General features: G+C 42.9%; 9 protein-coding genes and 3 pseudogenes. 5 read left to right on the forward strand and 7 right to left on the reverse strand.

Translation table 11 applies throughout. From position 1 onward, the window contains the following. Window positions 1-72: 72 nt before the first annotated feature. The gene (locus tag HL061_RS04515) at window positions 73-2,151 is read right to left on the reverse strand and encodes a bifunctional protein-serine/threonine kinase/phosphatase (protein WP_252962558.1); all 2,079 of its coding nucleotides are present in this window, start codon (window positions 2,149-2,151) and stop codon (window positions 73-75) included. 3 nt (window positions 2,152-2,154) lie between these two features. Next, on the reverse strand, window positions 2,155-3,657 hold the full coding sequence (locus HL061_RS04520; RefSeq protein ID WP_212564301.1) for a NarK family nitrate/nitrite MFS transporter: 1,503 nt from the start codon (window positions 3,655-3,657) through the stop codon (window positions 2,155-2,157). Window positions 3,658-4,267: 610 nt separating this feature from the next. On the opposite strand from HL061_RS04520, the gene nirB reads away from it, so the two are divergent. Beyond that, the gene (nirB, locus tag HL061_RS04525) at window positions 4,268-6,853 is read left to right on the forward strand and encodes a nitrite reductase large subunit NirB (protein WP_290127439.1); all 2,586 of its coding nucleotides are present in this window, start codon (window positions 4,268-4,270) and stop codon (window positions 6,851-6,853) included. Window positions 6,854-6,943: 90 nt separating this feature from the next. After that, window positions 6,944-7,294, forward strand: a complete 351-nt coding sequence (gene nirD / locus HL061_RS04530) for a nitrite reductase small subunit NirD (RefSeq protein WP_071002022.1) — start codon at window positions 6,944-6,946, stop codon at window positions 7,292-7,294. Between the two features lie 508 nt (window positions 7,295-7,802). Here nirD and HL061_RS04535 read toward each other — a convergent pair. The 5 genes and pseudogenes from HL061_RS04535 to HL061_RS04555 all read right to left on the reverse strand — a co-directional run. Continuing rightward, window positions 7,803-8,195, reverse strand: coding sequence for a hypothetical protein (locus HL061_RS04535; RefSeq protein ID WP_237182813.1), 393 nt, complete (start codon window positions 8,193-8,195; stop codon window positions 7,803-7,805). Between the two features lie 82 nt (window positions 8,196-8,277). Further along, window positions 8,278-8,925: a DUF4172 domain-containing protein gene (locus HL061_RS04540; RefSeq protein WP_252962559.1), complete on the reverse strand. Its 648-nt coding sequence runs from the start codon at window positions 8,923-8,925 to the stop codon at window positions 8,278-8,280. A gap of 465 nt (window positions 8,926-9,390) precedes the next feature. After that, window positions 9,391-9,705 carry an antibiotic biosynthesis monooxygenase gene (locus tag HL061_RS04545; RefSeq protein WP_071002023.1) on the reverse strand — a complete coding sequence of 105 codons (315 nt, stop codon included), beginning with the start codon at window positions 9,703-9,705 and terminating at the stop codon, window positions 9,391-9,393. A 142-nt stretch (window positions 9,706-9,847) separates the two neighbouring features. Continuing rightward, window positions 9,848-9,969 (reverse strand): annotated as a pseudogene (locus HL061_RS04550) (metal-sensing transcriptional repressor); the annotation flags it as partial. 90 nt (window positions 9,970-10,059) lie between these two features. After that, window positions 10,060-10,152 (reverse strand): annotated as a pseudogene (locus tag HL061_RS04555) (IS1 family transposase); the annotation flags it as partial. Window positions 10,153-10,218: 66 nt separating this feature from the next. Between HL061_RS04555 and HL061_RS04560 the strand changes: the two are divergent. The 3 genes and pseudogenes from HL061_RS04560 (at window position 10,219) to HL061_RS04570 (ending at window position 14,270) form a co-directional block, all read left to right on the forward strand. After that, a pseudogene (locus HL061_RS04560) lies at window positions 10,219-12,032 on the forward strand (monovalent cation:proton antiporter-2 (CPA2) family protein). 203 nt (window positions 12,033-12,235) lie between these two features. Then, window positions 12,236-13,231, forward strand: a complete 996-nt coding sequence (locus tag HL061_RS04565) for a zinc-dependent alcohol dehydrogenase family protein (RefSeq protein ID WP_252962560.1) — start codon at window positions 12,236-12,238, stop codon at window positions 13,229-13,231. Continuing rightward, window positions 13,221-14,270, forward strand: a complete 1,050-nt coding sequence (locus HL061_RS04570) for a zinc-dependent alcohol dehydrogenase family protein (protein WP_252962561.1) — start codon at window positions 13,221-13,223, stop codon at window positions 14,268-14,270. Before HL061_RS04565 ends, HL061_RS04570 begins: the two co-directional genes overlap by 11 nt. Window positions 14,271-14,377: the final 107 nt, after the last annotated feature.

Genomic DNA, 14,377 nt, shown 5'->3' on the forward strand with positions numbered 1-14,377 from the left:
AAATCATTCCTTAGCCGCAACACGCAGCGTTGAGTAAAATGGCTTGTCGTACTATTTACGTTTAACAAGGTTTTATGAAAAATAAATCAGCAACGATATGATAATGACAAATTGAATAAAGCAAATGCTGTGCCAAACCAATAAGGGATGACGTATGATCAGCGGTTCAGGGTCTCTGGTATCGTTACTATTATCAGGATTAAAGTCTTGTAAGAACTCGCCAATCGCTTGATACCTTGCCTGCGTACTAGAATGTAGTGCACGCATCAACGCTTGCTGGCTGGTAGCGGGCACTCGGTTTTGACGCAGGCGTTCTGCAGGTACGATCAGTGAGGCGGATGGGTTCATCAACTCTTGCGAGCTAAATGGTAGCTCACCTGTAAGTAACTCATAACCAATCACGGCAATGGAAAACAAATCAGAATGCACGCCTTTTGGGGCATCGGTGTAATATTCTGGTGCAGCGTAGTGCAAATCGCCATTAGGAGGACGCGTACTGTCCTTTAGTATGGAGGAGCTAGCAGAGCCAAAGTCGATTAACTTGACCGCACCTGATTGAGTTAATAATATATTTTCAGGCTTGATATCTTGATGCAGTAGATAATTCCGATGCATCACACGGACCGCCATGCCGATCTTAGTGAGTAAATCGTAAGTTTGCCAAATATCACAAGGGGCTTGACGATCCATAAAAACTCGTAGGCTCTCCCCTTCGATATATTCCGTTAAATGATATAAATAAGTGCTACTGGCAGGCACTGGGTAGTAGCGCAAAAGCCCCGACGCATTAGACGCATTGAAAGTAGCATTCAGTTTTTTAGAGACATCACTGGTTAACAGCGGATCATGGGAGGATACGCTATTGGGGTTCACTTGATTGTAAGCGGGCTCACCAATACGTTTGTGCTTGGACAGGCTCAAACCGATTTTACGTTCCTTTAAAAACTCACGTAGATAATGCCCATCAGCAATGACATTGAGACTTGGCGATTTCAAAACAAATGCATGCTGGTCGTTATCCTCTACTAAATACACCTCACTGCGAGCCGTACGCGCGATGATTTTTTTGACCACAAAATTATCAATCTGTGCCCCTACTGCCAAGCCCGTTGGTAAGCGATAGTGATTGATATCCTGAGCGTGACTACTGTCGCTATCCACACCCTGATCAAGCGCAATGCCGTTATCTGTTTCTCGGTGCGTTTTACTCTTTATGATTTCATCGTTCATACCGAGCATGATTACACTGAGATTATCGTGGCTACCCTCGCTAAAGGCGTGCTCACATAAACGCTGGCTCATCTGAAGATGGTCGATGATTTGATTGGGACATGCCACTGATTGGTGCATGGCCTGTACCGCAGCACACAGCTCAAACTGTAACTCTGCTGGCGTAATTGACTCATAAACCCCATCGGTCATGAGCGCCAAACACTCGTTTTGGTGCAAAGTGAACACAGATTGTTGCAGCTCCACTCGTGTGTCAGCACCGATAGCAGCAGACAGGGCTCCTTTATCCCGTCCGTGGTGGATATGATGGTCTTTGGTCAATAGCACCATACTGTCGATACCGATACGATAGATACGAGAATCGCCCGTATGAAACAGATGAATACGGTCGCCTATGCAGAGCAATCCTGATAAAGTCGATAATAAAGCTGGCAGGCGCTCATACGCTTGCGGGAAATAAAGCGCATCATTGGCTTGGTGCACCGCCTCCTTAATCACGATGGCAACTTGATCGTCATCAAAGCGGTGTAGTAGATTTGGCGATTGCTCTTGAGATTCGTTTGATATCTCATTTGCTTGCACCCTATCTGTCTGTACCATCTCTGCAAGTTTTGAGGTGATATGGTGTGTCACCGTGTTTATCACTGACTGACTGGCTTGTTTGGGAAACTGGCAAGCACTGACTCCATCAGCCATCAGCACCAATAAAGGCGCTGTAAAAGAGGGATGAGCCCCATGAAACGCTGACGATGATAACGATGGAAACCCATAAGGTAGGCAGGTCGTTATGAGTAGGCTATCTTGATTATCAGCTTTGCGTCCTGCCATCGTAAAAAAATCAGGCAGCCACAATGCAACGTCCGCATCATGGCTGCTTACTTGATTTGTTTGTTTAGGCGCTTGTTTGACGCTCTCATGCATAATTTAGCTCACTTGTATTTGAGCAAAGCTGCCATCTGGCATCTCTTCAATGATGACGCCTTCAGGCTCTTTTAATAAAAACAGCGCCAAGAAGCCAACCACAGCCGTTGCAGCAATCACAAAGAAAAACACCTGATACGATACCAGACTCAGTACGGTCAAATAGATCACTGACCCGACGTTACCGTAGGCGCCTGTCATCCCTGCAAACTGCCCGGTCATACTACGTTTAATCAAAGGAATCACAGCAAACACCGCACCCTCACCCGCCTGTACAAAGAAAGAGCAGAACATAGTAATCAACAGCGCAAGCGCGATCGGCCATGAAGAGTCAACGATACCCATCAACAGATAACCAACAGCCAAACCTGCGGTGAGAATCAAAAGAGTGATTTTACGACCGAATTTATCACTCAACCAGCCACCGCCAGGACGCGACATCAGATTCATAAAGGCGTAGCTTGATGCCAAGACACCTGCCATGACAATCGATAAGTTAAAAGTCTCTTGATAAAAAAGCGGCAACATAGATACCACGGCCAACTCTGAGCCAAAAGTCGCAAAGTATAAAATATTCAAAATACCGACTTGCTTAAAGTCATATCGGTGAGCTTTTGGCACAGGTGTGGTAAATACTTCCTTATTAAAACGATAACTACTGATAAATTCATAAACATATAACACCACCAACGCAATATAGACAATGTTGACACTTGCCTGACTCAGCAAACTCACACCAGCTGGTGATAATTTCCACGCCAATAAGCCCAATGCCAAATACATAGGCAGTTTAAATACCATCATGAGCCAGAAGTCACCTGATGAAGTCACCATCATGGCACCCGATTTTTTAGGTTTGAAATATGTGGCGCCCTTAGGGGTATCACGTACCATCTTATAAAAAATCACACTATAGAGCAGCATAACCATCCCTGAGGTAGCCGTTGCATAACGCCAACCTTCCTCACCGCCAAAGACGGCAGCGGCCGCAATAGCGACTGTCGGTAGTAGCAGTGCCGCGGCGGCAGAGCCGAAATTTCCCCAGCCCCCATAGATACCTTCAGCTGTACCCAGCTCATTGGCAGGGAACCAGTCACTCATGAGACGAATGCCAACCACAAACCCTGCACCAACAAAACCCAATAAAAAGCGTGATAGGGCTAGCGTATTGTAGTCTTGTGCAAAAGCGAAGGTGAAACAGGGAATTGCCCCAATGGCTAAAATTGCAGTGTAAACAAGCCGAGGACCAAAGCGATCGGTCAACATACCAATGATGACCCGAGCTGGGATAGTCAAGGCAACATTTAATATCAATAAAGTTTTTACCTGGTCTTTGGTGAGGTTCAAACTCTCTCCAATCGCAGATAAGAATGGTGCATGGTTAAACCACACAAAAAAGGTGAAAAAAAACGCCATCCACCCAAGATGGAGAATTTTGTTTTTACCGCTAAAAGAAAAGATATTCAGGTTGTTTTTATTTGGCACATCAGGTTTCGATAAAGGCATAGACGATTTCCTCAAATGGCTAACATTAAAGTTATAAAAACACGTTATGAGTCAGAAACTTATCAGTTGCGACCATTAAGAGAGTGCAATGGATGTGCCAGCTGCAAATATAAAATTGACATAGATATAAAACATCATCTTTTTTAATAGGGCTACGCTTTGTACCAGATGGCTCTAAAGGCATCCCAATTAAATAATATTGCTTAGATAAAACTAAGTTACCTCTCGATTAAGTAAAGTAAGCGATGCACCTTTAAAGTGACAATCAAAACCAACTTGGTGCATTTTCGCAACTATTTTGGTGCATAGAATATAAATGATAGTTGCTAAAAAGATTATGTTAAGCAACTACTTATAACAGAAAATAGTATCGCCAAAAGTACTGGCATGACCTTATAAACTGGTAAGGCTACATATTTTTTAACTATATAAGGGTTCGATAATTGAATGTCATTGATTGTGTTTGGCACGATTATTGAGGGCTTAATAGTTATAGGCATCTAAGTATTAACGACTATCTATCATTGAACCATCTAAAAATTAACTTGCGACTTTTGGATGGGACATTAGATGAAAGTATTTAAGCAAACCCATTACTGAGGATAGGCATATGAGTAGCACTATAGTAAGTACGATGAATAAAGCTAAATTAGTGGTGATTGGTAACGGTATGGTGGGACATCACTTTATCGAGCGAGCCATAGAGCAAGGCTTACACGATCAGTTTGAGATTCACGTATTTGCTGAAGAGGATCGCCCAGCTTATGACCGGGTGTATCTATCGAGCTATTTTGAACATAAAGATGTGAGTAAACTAAACTTAGTGGACTTGAGCAGGTATGAGGATGCGCAGATTCAGTTGCATCTCAATCAGCGAATCACAAACATCGATGCCGCCAATCAATGTATCAGCACGGAAGACGGTACCCAGATAGACTATGCTGAATTGGTATTAGCAACAGGCTCCTATCCGTTTGTGCCGCCAATTCCAGGGCGCGAGCATCCGCACTGTCATGTCTATCGTACGATTAAAGATTTGGATGATATTCTCAGTACTGCTGAGAAGCCAAAAGTCAAAAAAGGTGTCGTGGTCGGGGGTGGCCTGCTTGGCCTTGAGGCAGCCAAGGCCCTAGTCACACTAGGATTAGAGACTTACGTAGTCGAGTTTGCGCCTCAGCTGATGGGTGTACAGCTCGATGCTGCTGGCGGTGATATTTTAAAGCGTAAAATTGAAGGCCTTGGCGTCAAAGTACTAACAGGTAAAAATACTAAGGCCATTATCGACAATACCCTATCGGATGAAGCATCGTGTCATTTAACCATGCAGTTCGCTGATGATACCTCATTAGATACCGACATGATCGTCTTTAGTGCGGGTATTCGTCCGCAAGATGGCATTATCAAAAGCAACCCTGAATGCGGTATTGAAATCGGCACCCGTGGCGGTATTCTGATTGATGAAGCCTGCCGTACCAATGCCCCGAATGTATATGCCATTGGAGAGTGCGCCGTATGGGACAACACCGTTTTTGGCTTGGTCGCGCCAGGTTATAGCATGGCCAGTATTTGCGCCGCTCAAATTGCAGGCGATCACGCTCAGACCTTTACAGGCGCTGACATGAGCACCAAGCTCAAATTGATGGGTGTAGATGTGGGCAGTATCGGCGATGCGCACGGTGCAACAGAAAACAGTTTGAGCTATTTATACCAAAACCCTGCTGAGGGTATCTATAAAAAACTGGTAACCACAGCGGATAATAAGCGGCTACTGGGCGCTGTATTGGTAGGTGACACTGAGGATTACAACAATCTCTTGCAGCTATTTCTAAACGATATTGACCTGCCTACCCATCCTGAAAGCCTGATCCTACCCAACGTAGAAAAACCCACCATGGGTATCGAGAACCTGCCCGATAGCGCCACGATTTGCTCTTGTTACAACGTCACCAAAGGTGCTATTTGTGCCGCCGTTGAAGACGGTGCCTATACCATGGCAGAGGTAAAATCATGTACCAGTGCCGGTACAGGCTGTGGTGGCTGTGCGCCCATGGTGAAAGACACATTAGGTTATCAACTAACCGCGCTTGGTTTTGAAGTCAATAATGATCTGTGTGAGCATTTTGCTTACTCGCGTCAGGAGTTGTATAGTTTGATTCGAGTACAAGGCATTAAGACATTTGATGCGCTATTAGATGAGCACGGTAGTGGTCATGGCTGCGAGATTTGCAAACCAACCGTTGCCTCTATTTTGGCGTCTTGCTGGAATGATTATGTACTCAAACCAGAACTCACGCCACTGCAAGACAGCAACGATTACTATCTAGGCAATATTCAAAAAGATGGCACTTATTCGGTCGTGCCGCGCGTGCCTGGCGGTGAAATCACTGCGGATAAACTCATCATACTCGGACAAGTCGCCAAAGAGTTCAATCTGTATACCAAAATCACTGGCGGTCAGCGCGTCGACTTATTTGGCGCACGTTTAGACCAACTGCCCGATATCTGGACCCAACTGGTAGATGCTGGGTTTGAGACAGGGCATGCTTACGGTAAATCTCTGCGTACAGTGAAATCTTGTGTGGGCAACAACTGGTGTCGCTACGGTGTCGATGACAGTGTGGGTTTAGCACTTAGACTAGAAGACCGCTACAAAGGAGTACGCTCACCACACAAAATAAAAATGGGCGTATCTGGATGTACCCGTGAGTGCGCTGAAGCGCAAAGCAAAGATTTTGGAATTATTGCCACTGAAAAAGGCTGGAATCTCTTTGTCTGCGGTAATGGTGGCATGACCCCGCGTCATGGCGAGCTATTCGCAACGGATCTTGATGCGGATACAGTTGTCAAATATATCGACCGTATTATCATGTTTTATATCAAGACCGCAGATAAGCTTCAACGTACCTCTAAATGGCGCGAGAGCCTTGAAGGTGGACTTGAGTATCTACAGGCCGTTATTATTGAGGACAGTTTAGGTATCGCTGAGGAGCTAGAGTCACAAATGCAACTACTCATCGACAACTATGTTTGTGAATGGAAAGCCACCATTACTGATAGTGAAAAGCTCAAACGTTTCCGTCATTTTGTTAATAGTGAACAAGGCGATGACAATGTGGTATTCGTCACTGAGCGAGAGCAGATTCGCCCTGCAACCGACATGGAAAAGACGCAAATAAAAGTGACCGAATTGGCGTAATCTTAACGTGTCGGCGTCTATTAATATTAGACGCTAAATAATATTTTTTGTTATTGGTCTCATTTATATTTTACTATTAAGGATCTTCTGATGGCTCAGCTCACTGTGTGCAAAATCAATGATATTATTCCCGAGACAGGTGTCTGTGCGCTCGTAAACGGAAAACAAGTGGCTATTTTTTGCACCAAGCAGGCACAGTTATTTGCGCTTGATAATTATGACCCGTTCAGTCAAGCCAACGTCTTGTCTAGAGGTCTGATTGGCGGCACGACTATTACCAACGAGGATGGCTCTGCTGAAAATGTGCTATATGTCGCCTCACCTATTTATAAGCAGCGCTTTAATCTTGTCACAGGTCAATGCTTAGATGATGAAAACATTATACTCGACACGTATAAAGTCGAGCTTGAGGGGAGCGATGTCATCGTAAAATATAACTAGGTATTTGTGTGTCTGGCACATGCTACCTTCTAGACTATTTAAGCAGCCTTTGGCTTTAAGAGTCGAAGGCCGTTTTATTCTTCATCAAACCTTTTGTCATTCCCTAATAAATTAATGAAACTGATATCTGCTAGGAAGTTATCGATATTAAACAAGACTAGAAAAGCTATTTGTGACCATTTATAGATAAACACTAAAATGATAATGCACATTTATCACATAGGAGTAAGACATCTTGCTTTATTTTCTACAACCAATAACTGCACAGTAGATGTATAACAAAGTCTAAGCGCTTTTATCAGCTTGGGCTCTATGTTGGTCCCCTGTACATACAAAGAAGATCTTGTAGATGCAACCCTCTCATAAAGTTAAGACTTCCTTATCGTATCGAATATTTTAGACCTTCATAATGGAACTACTCATATTATGTCACTGAATGGGTTGTCTCTATTACCGCTTATTTGTATACTTTATTGCTGCCATAGCAGACTTGAACAATATAGTTTTATCATAAAACCAACTCATAACTCGTACTGCGCCCTGATGCTACGGATTTTTGCATCATACCCTTCTCTATTAAATCATTAATATCTCTTAGTGCCGTGTCTATAGAACACTTAGTCATGGTCGCCCATTTTTTAGTGGTGAGTTTGCCATAAAAATCAGTCAGCAAAATATTTAACATCTTCACTTGCCTATTATTTAAAGCATGCTGTCGATGCGTCTGCCAAAAGCCTGCCTTATTGATAATTCTATCCGTGGTTTCTTGAGCTATAATGAGGGATTGCTCTAGCGTTTGCAAAAACCACACCAGCCAATCCGTGATATCTTTATCACCTTTTTGCGTACGTTCTAGTATTTTGTAATAGTCGTTGCGCTGTTTAAGAATTTGCGCTGACATACTATAAAAGCGTTGGGCACTGTTATCGCTTTTTACCAGCATTCGTTCTGTGAGTGCTCGTGCTAGTCGTCCGTTTCCATCATTAAATGGATGCAGAGTCACAAACCATAAATTGAGCAACACCTGCTTTTATGACCAAATCTATATCGTCTTGCTTATTTGACGAAGTATTAAACCATAATAGAAATTTGTCTAGCTCATCTGGCAACCTATCTGCACTGGGGGCAACAAAATGAACCTGCTCACGACCATACTCACCGGACACTACTTGCATTGGTCCTTTACTATCATCACGGATACTGCCTGCTTGAATACGATAAAGCCCACTATATCCATTTGGAAATAATGCTCGATGCCATCCGAGTAGATCATCTAATAATAACGGTTGTTGATAACGATAGGTGGCACTTAGCATCATCTCTACCACTGCATCGATCTCACGAGTAGTGGTTGGCATACTGGCATTATCCAGCCCTAAGTGCCGCGCAACTGAAGAACGAACCTGCTCATCATTTAGCATCTCACCTTCTATCTCAGAAGTTTTGATAATCTCTAAGGTCACCGCATCTAATTGCGCCTCAACATTCAGATCGAACCCTAGTGTTAGTAGCTTTCCTAATAAACGGCCTTGTAATATCCGCACACGACTGACGAGTGGCAATAGCTTCTTGTCCGACCATTGCCATTCAGTCCAATTTGAGTGCTCATGAATATAAGTAGTATGCTTCATACGTTCCCCAGAGATATGCAGAGATTAGAACAGTAATCTCCTTATGTTATGCAGAGAATAAGCAGTAGAAACAATACGTAGAAATTCAAAAACGACAATAGCAGACGTAATAAGAATAGATTCTCAACGAACAAACATAGTTTTTTTGTTCTGAGAATGGCTTGAGTAGAGGTAAAAACACTATGAAAATACAGTGCCCAAATACGAGTTAAATTTTATATAATAGTAATTTACTTCCTATTTTTTTACTAGTTTAATAGACTTCTTGCATAAGTCATCGTCAGCCCTTGTAACTCTGTCAGTGGAAGTCAATGAACTGGTACTTTTGCAAGAGATCTAATAACTATAGGTCAGTAAAATCAGTGTATGTAAGATAACGTCACTTCTTACATTTTCGTCGATCTACCTTGACATGGTAGAGGGTACTGCCTTTCATTCAAAATTTCAGGCAGCACCCTCATACATTTAAGCGTCGGTATGACCTGGTAGTTTACTAGCCAAAACATCTACTTTTTCAATAGACGGTGGCTCTGAAAATAGCTCATCGGCCTGATCCATCAAAGCAGCTGCAACCTTGCCAGATAAATGTGCTTCGCGACCCGCCTCATCAGGAAATGCATCAAAAATACCAAATGTTGTAGGTCCAAGACGTAGGCCAAACCACGCAACTGTCGCAGGTTCTTCCATTACAATAGGTAAACCGCCTTTAAGGAAAGCTTCCACTTCGTCTTCTTTACCCGGTTTAGCTTCAAGACGGACATATAAAGCTGTTTTAAGCATGACTAAAACTCCATAATTATTAGAATGAAAATTGATTTTGACATTCCTAATATATGCATGTCAGACAGTTTTGTTGTATAAAAGTTAAAAAAATTTCCCATAGCTGAGCCAAAATCTGGGTTTTTATTTCGACATAATGCTATTGTTGCAGAATTGCACCATATTCCACATTGTCTTCTAACGCTTTCTCAATCGCTTGCGTCGGACCTTTGATCTTTCTGACGCGTAGAAGAATCTTTTTTTGTCTTCAACCTCATTAGGCATCAGACCTCCTTATTTGCTAGCATTATTACTACAGTACCCATAGTATAAAAAAGCAATATTTTTTATAAACCTTAAAAATTTAGGTAGTGTTTCAAATGCAGTAATAAAATCATCCCATTGATTACTTGAAATTCGGGTATAGTGAATACTCAATTGTTTCAACTAACTACAAACCTGTTACACTTGTGTTTTGAATCTACTTTCTATATTTGAAGTGTCAACAAACTCTATACAAAATCTGAGAAATATATGAGTGCAGAAGCCACATCTATCAACCTTCTATCCCCTGTCATACTGCTCACAGCGGCAGTGATTTCAGTCCCCTTAATCAAGCGCCTAGGATTAAGCTCGGTATTGGGATATTTAATTGCAGGATTAATTATTGGTCCATTTGGACTAGCGTTTTTCTACGATTCTGCGTCTATTCTGCATGTTGCTGAGCTTGGTATTGTGATGTATCTGTTTGTGATTGGACTAGAAATGCGTCCATCGTATTTATGGAGTTTAAGAAAAGAAATTTTTGGATTAGGCACATTACAGATTAGTGCCTGTTCATTGGGGTTAATGGCGGTAGGCTTGGCCTATGGCTATTCTTGGCAGGTGAGTTTTGTATGTGCTGCAGGCTTTGTACTCACCTCGACTGCAATTGTGATGCAACTTTTGGGAGATCGTGGAGACATTGCTCAACCACGAGGACAAAAAATTGTCTCGATCTTGCTGTTTGAAGATTTATTGATTGTCCCTTTATTGGCAATTGTCGCTTTTATCGCACCGAATCATGTTGTTGAAAGTACTTCTGCGCGTTTGCAGAGCATTGGGATTGGTTTAATATCAATTGCAGGTTTAATCGCTGCAGGCTATTGGTTGCTTAACCCTTTATTTCGCTTATTAGCCGCAGCCAAAGCCCGTGAAGTCATGACTGCAGCAGCACTCTTAGTGGTACTCGGCGCAGCATTACTGATGCAAGTTAGTGGCTTATCGATGGCAATGGGGGCATTCCTTGCAGGGGTATTACTCTCCGAATCCACTTTTCGCCATGAGATTGAAGCAGATATTGAACCGTTTCGTGGCATATTGCTCGGATTATTTTTTCTAGGCGTAGGCATGTCATTAGACCTTAACGTCATAAAAAATAACTGGATGTTAATTTTAAGTGCTGTAATTCTGCTGATGTTTGTCAAAGCATCCATCATTTATCTGACTGCACGCCTGGCCGAAAGTTCACACTCTGAAGCACTTGATCGCGCACTACTAATGGCTCAAGGGGGGGGGAGTTTGCTTTTGTACTCTTTGCTGCCGCCTTGAGTGCTCAAATCATTAGTGCTGAGGAAAGCTCAAACCTGACTGCGATTGTAATCTTGTCGATGATTTTGACCCCGATTGTTGGCATTCTATTTAAACGTTTTACCCAAACTACAGAACAAACTTCTTTAGAAAATGTCCGTGTTGCTGAAGGACTTTCTGGAAAAGTACTGATGATTGGTTTCGGTCGTTTTGGACAAGTCTCCAGTCAATTGCTGCTTGCTCGAGGCATTGATGTGTCCATCATTGATAATGATATCGATATGATTCAAAACGCTGAAAGATTTGGATTTAAAATTTATTATGGCGATGGTTCTCGTTTAGATATTTTACATGCCTCTGGAGCAGATACGGCTGAAGCCATTGTTGTTTGCGTAGACCACAAAGAAACGACGAATAAAATTGTAGAGTTGGTGCAAAATGAATTTCCTATGGCCAAGTTACTGGTTCGCTCTTATGACCGTGAGCATGCGCTGCATTTAGTAAAACAAAATGTGGATTACATGATACGCGAAACCTTCGAGTCGGCAATGCTATTTGGCGGTGCAATTTTAGAAGAACTGGGTGTTGACCAGAGTGATGTTAAAGACATTAGCCAAGAAATCCGAGAACTAGACAAAGAACGTTTTGGAACTGAAACTGCAGCAGATGATGTCTATGCTGGTATCGGCTTGCAATATACAGGACCGCGTCCGACTGCACCTTTAATTAAACCAAAGCACACAGGGCAAATTCTAAATGAAGATGGCACTCAGCAATAATTTCACGTATTAAACCCAAATAAAAAAGAGGTCTGTGTAGATCTCTTTTTTGGTAAGCATCTGCTGAACCCTACTTCTTTAGTGAGCGGATAATATTTATTATTCATTATTTAGGAATTATTAAATCCTATAAATATCATTTATTGGATTAATTTACTTTGGTATTGTGCATATCATCCCCCAGTTAAGAATAAGGAACAACTATGAGTAAGATGATGAATGCGCTTATCCTAGAAAATTTTGGTGATCATGAATTTAAACGTGTAGAGCTCCCTATACCTCAGCCAGAGGCTGGGCAAGTTCTAGTACGTATTCATGCGAGTGGTGTAAACCCTATTGATTATAAAATTCGTCTTGGTGAAGCACCATATGCTATGCCAGAGCTTCCTGCCGTGTTGGGAACGGATATGGCTGGGGTTGTAACTGCTGTGGGTGAAGGTGTCACTCACTTCAACGTCGGAGATGAAGTTTACGGTCTGATTGGTGGCGTTCGTGGTCTTCAAGGATCTTTAGCAGAATATGTTGCAGTAGATGCTGATCTGATCGCATTAAAGCCACGCAATATCTCTATGCGCGAGGCAGCAGTACTACCATTGACGTTCCTCACCGCTTGGGAAGGTTTGGTGGATAATGCGAAGGTCCAACCAGGGCAAACTGTACTGGTTCAAGGTGGTGCTGGTGGCGTTGGTTATATGGCGGTTCAGCTTGCAAAAGCACTTGATGTAAATGTTTGGGCGACTGGTCGTACAGCTGATCAATCACTGATTTCAGAACTCGGTGCAACACCTCTCGATTACACAACAGCATCTTCCGATGACATTATTGCTGCAAGCCCTGAGGGTCAAGGTTTTAACATTGTTTATGACACTGTGGGTGGTCCAGTACTCGAAGCGTCACTTTCCATGACGACTCACTATGGCCACATCACCAGCTGTGCTGCATTTGGCAATCATAATTTAGCGAATTCATCTCTACGGAGTGCCACAGTGTCTGGCGTATTCGTCCTAATGCCGACGTTAACAGGCAATCGCCGTGCTCATCATGGTGATGTCCTTAAGACCGCGACTCGTCTCGTTGAGGAAGGTAAACTGCGTGCTATTGTTGATCCTCGTCATTTTACTCTAGACCAAGCGATTGAGGCTCATGATGCTGTTCAAGATCGCTCTGCCAATATTAAGGTAGTTATCGATGTCATTTAACGCACTTCAGGCCAAGACTTGGCGCTTCAATTGTATTGGAGATACAGATGTTCTGACATTAGAAACACTTCCTGTTGCTTTACCAGCCGCAGGAGAAGTTCTAATACAGATTAAAACGATCGGACTCAACCGAGCTGATGTAATGTTTCGGCGTGGTACTTATATTCAAAAGGCCGTATTCCCTTCTCGTCTGGGATATGAGGGAGCAGGCATAGTTCTTGCGGTAGGCGAAGGTGTACGCCAATTTTCTCCAGGAGATGCAGTATCGATTCTTCCGACTGACAATCTAGCCAAATATGGGACATATGCGGACAAGCTTCTGATTCCAGAAAATTTTTTAGTTCACAAACCCGATAGCTTAAGCTGGGAAGAAGCTTCTTCAATCTGGATGCAGTATTTGACGGCTTGGGGTGGTGTAATCCATGCTGGTGGATTATCAAAAGGAAAAACGATCTTGATCACAGCAGCTTCAAGTAGCGTAGGACTAGCTGCGATACAGATAGCTGAAGCAGCGGGTGCTAAGGTCATTGCAAGTACACAGACGATAGAGAAAAAGCAACGTTTACTGGATCTCGGTGTTAAAGATGTTATAGCCAGTGAAGATGAACCAGATTTGTATGAGGCGCTTGTTTCACGTTTGGGTGAAGAACATCTTGATGTCGCCTTCGATGCTGTAGGAGGGCCACATATTGAACAGATTGCAAAAGCGATGTCTGTGGCAGGAACTATGGTTATGCATGGTGCACTTAGCCCGGAGAACACACCATTTCCCCTTAAAATTGCATTACGCAAGAGCTTAACCATGCGAGGTTTTTTGTTCCTTGAGGTTCTCCATGACCCTGTTCTAAGGGAGCAAGCCAGACGATTTATTCTGAGCAGTATAGGTGCAGGATATCTTCGTCCAGTGATCGACCGTTGCTTTAACTTTGAGGACATGCATGACGCTCAGCGCTATCTTGAATCAAATCAGCAAATAGGAAAAATTGTAGTTACTCTAGGGCGTGTTGAACATTCGCAAATAGGCACTGCTGATTGCTAAAATTGTTCCAGACAAGGCACAAAGCGACGATAATGCAGATGCCTTAGCGAGATTTGTAACGCAGTATGGGGCAATTTTAGCATCAGCCCCAACGATAAAAGCAGGGG

The sequence above is a fragment of the Psychrobacter sp. PSP genome (assembly GCF_024085615.1).
GTDB classification, from domain to species: domain Bacteria; phylum Pseudomonadota; class Gammaproteobacteria; order Pseudomonadales; family Moraxellaceae; genus Psychrobacter; species Psychrobacter pacificensis.

Bases quoted from the DNA above. Each gene is read 5' to 3' on its own strand.
- HL061_RS04515 (WP_252962558.1), bottom strand. From the start codon at position 2,151: ATGCATGAGAGCGTCAAACAAGCGCCTAAACAAACAAATCAAGTAAGC.
- HL061_RS04520 (WP_212564301.1), bottom strand. From the start codon at position 3,657: ATGCCTTTATCGAAACCTGATGTGCCAAATAAAAACAACCTGAATATC.
- nirB (WP_290127439.1), top strand. From the start codon at position 4,268: ATGAGTAGCACTATAGTAAGTACGATGAATAAAGCTAAATTAGTGGTG.
- nirD (WP_071002022.1), top strand. From the start codon at position 6,944: ATGGCTCAGCTCACTGTGTGCAAAATCAATGATATTATTCCCGAGACA.
- HL061_RS04535 (WP_237182813.1), bottom strand. From the start codon at position 8,195: ATGTCAGCGCAAATTCTTAAACAGCGCAACGACTATTACAAAATACTA.
- HL061_RS04540 (WP_252962559.1), bottom strand. From the start codon at position 8,925: ATGAAGCATACTACTTATATTCATGAGCACTCAAATTGGACTGAATGG.
- HL061_RS04545 (WP_071002023.1), bottom strand. From the start codon at position 9,705: ATGCTTAAAACAGCTTTATATGTCCGTCTTGAAGCTAAACCGGGTAAA.
- HL061_RS04565 (WP_252962560.1), top strand. From the start codon at position 12,236: ATGAGTAAGATGATGAATGCGCTTATCCTAGAAAATTTTGGTGATCAT.
- HL061_RS04570 (WP_252962561.1), top strand. From the start codon at position 13,221: ATGTCATTTAACGCACTTCAGGCCAAGACTTGGCGCTTCAATTGTATT.